Source organism: Arthrobacter terricola (assembly GCF_004354015.1).
Taxonomy (GTDB): Bacteria; Actinomycetota; Actinomycetes; order Actinomycetales; family Micrococcaceae; genus Arthrobacter; species Arthrobacter terricola.
Map to the genome: position 1 here is coordinate 1 of NZ_SMRU01000087.1, position 2,325 is coordinate 2,325.

At 64.2% G+C, this 2,325-nt stretch carries 2 protein-coding genes; one reads left to right on the forward strand and one right to left on the reverse strand.

Annotated features, from left to right (window positions below; translation table 11 throughout):
• The coding region (locus E1809_RS26315; RefSeq protein WP_133207154.1) for a hypothetical protein at positions 1–335 on the reverse strand (335 nt) is incomplete at its 3' end.
• 595 nt (positions 336–930) lie between these two features.
• On the opposite strand from E1809_RS26315, the gene E1809_RS26320 reads away from it, so the two are divergent.
• The gene (locus E1809_RS26320) at positions 931–1,962 is read left to right on the forward strand and encodes a LacI family DNA-binding transcriptional regulator (protein ID WP_235835795.1); all 1,032 of its coding nucleotides are present in this window, start codon (positions 931–933) and stop codon (positions 1,960–1,962) included.
• Positions 1,963–2,325 lie beyond the last annotated feature (363 nt).

Here is a 2,325-nt window from a genome sequence, read left to right on the forward strand (position 1 = left end):
CCCAAGGTCCCGCCGTCGGCAGGTTCCAGGTCCGAAAGCAGACCCCACTGGCCGGTGGGTTGCAGCGCCGCGCTGAACGGGTCGACCACCACCGTCAGGTGCCTGGCCGCGGCCTCTTCGACCAGCGTGCCGATCGCGGACACCCACGGGTCCCGGCGGCCACGCCATTCTTCCCGCCCGGACACCGGCCGGTCAATGACCCGGACCGCGACGCCCTTGATGCCCAGACCGGCCACGGCGTCCAGCCTTTCCGCCGCCGCGCCGATCCCCAAGCTCTCGTAGCCCGGAATGCTGCGGTGAGCCTTTACGGAGTGGGGGTCTGCGGTGATATCCACGTCCAGTGCCTGCAGAAAGTTTTCCGGTGAGACGGTCACCTGCGCGTTTTCCGTCAACCGACGGCTGAGGCCTGCACGCACGAGTGTTTCCAACGTTTTCAAATCGATCCAATCCCCCTCGAATCACGTGCCGCCGACGGCGGCATTGGAGCGTCCAGGACCGGGGTCTGGGGCGCACCGGTCCTGGCCGCGAGCACCAAAATATGACCTACGCCACAGTAGGTGCAAACGCTTACGCAAAGATGTCATTTATCTCACCGGACGACCGGGGTGGCGGTGAGGTTCGGCACCAAGGGGTCGTCCGGGCGGCCGGCAGGCCGGCATCATCCTCGGAGCCGCCGTCATGTCGGACATCGTCGCCGCTTTCGCCGCCTCCGTTTTTCTCCCAGGGTCCAGGCGGCCATCGGCTTCAACCCCGCCACCCGCCTGGTCTCCGCCTGCCCGGAGGCGGTGAGGGCCAAACGGCCGACCATACTCCGCCAATCCGGACCGCCTCACCGGTATGCTGACCCGGGGGATGTGAATTCGCTCGGTGGCATGATCCCGGGTAACCCCCTGGCCCGACGCCGATCCGGAGGAGACACCCTTGGCCACCATGGAGGACGTTGCCCGTGCTGCCGGTGTTTCCAGGAGCACGGTGTCGTACGTTTTGAGCGGCACCCGGCCGATTTCCGACCAGACGCGTCAGCAGGTCCTGCAGGCGATGAAACATCTTGACTACACCCCCAATGCCCTGGCGCAGGGTCTGGCCGGCAAGCGCACGGGAATCATTGCCTTGATCGTTCCCGTTACGGAGGTCGGGTTCAACCTGACCGACTTCGAATACATCCAGGCCGCTACCGATCAGGCGCGCCGTGAAGGCTATCACTTGCTGCTGTGGCCCTACAGTGCGCAGGATGTCGAGGAGCTTCGGAAGGTTGTCAGCCAGGGAATCGTCGAGGGCGTGGTGCTGATGGAAGTGCGAACGGTCGATGAGCGGGTGTCGTTCCTTCTGGAGGAGGATCTTCCCTTCACCACGATCGGTCGCACCGGAGGCATCCAGCCACAGTCATTTGTCGATGCGGACTTCGAAGCCACGGTCAACATGGCGGTCGAGTATGCCCTTGGGCTGGGCCACGAGAACCTGGCGTATATAACCAGGTCACGGGATGAACTGGATGCCGGGCATGGACCGATGGTGAGAATGCGGGACGCTGTCCTGGCGGCCGCCGGGTCAAGGGGGCTCCGGATTCCCGTGTTCACGGTTTGCCCGACGTTTAATGGCGGTTGGGACGCTTTCGACAAGATCCGGGCACAGGAACCCCGGGTGACCGCGCTGCTGACGTTCAACGAGCCCGCCGTTCCGGGCTTCACGGCTGCGGCTGCTGAGCATGGAGTCCGCATCCCCCGGGACCTGTCCTTGGTGGGCCTTAACGGCAGCGAAGACGGATCAAGGACGAGCCATCCCAATGTGACTGGATTTTCTCCGAACCACAGCGAGTTGGCCAGGCTGGCAGTCAACTATCTGGTCCGGCGCCTTCGAGGCGAGGATCCGGCCGCCTTCCAGAAGCTGTTCACGCCCGAGTTGACTGTTCGGGCGAGCTGCGCCGCCGCGCCTTCCCGGCCGGGGCCGTCGCGCAACAGCTGACCGGAGCGCCTCCTGCGCATCGGATGTGACGCTTGACACATTTTTTGGCGCGCTCTACAGTTCTTTCATTGACGCGCGTCGACGAAGCGCGTCGACAAAACGCATCGACCAGATGCGGGTAATGCCTCCAGGCCGGTGACCCTTCCGGCCGGCATCGTAGCCTCAGCAGCGGACCGCTCGAGGGCGGCAAGTTTCCCGACACCTGCATATTAAGGCGAACACCATGAGCATCGAAATTTCAGACTTCACCACCCTGCTAGGCGACACGGCTGTAGCCGAAATGGCATGGACCGCCGAGACGGTCACCGGCGCCGTCCGCCGGGTCGAAGAAGAGCACCCCGGGTACAGCTATTCATACTCCAC

Excerpts from the sequence above, each read along its gene's own strand:
- E1809_RS26320 (WP_235835795.1), top strand. The coding sequence starts at position 931 with ATGGAGGACGTTGCCCGTGCTGCCGGTGTTTCCAGGAGCACGGTGTCG.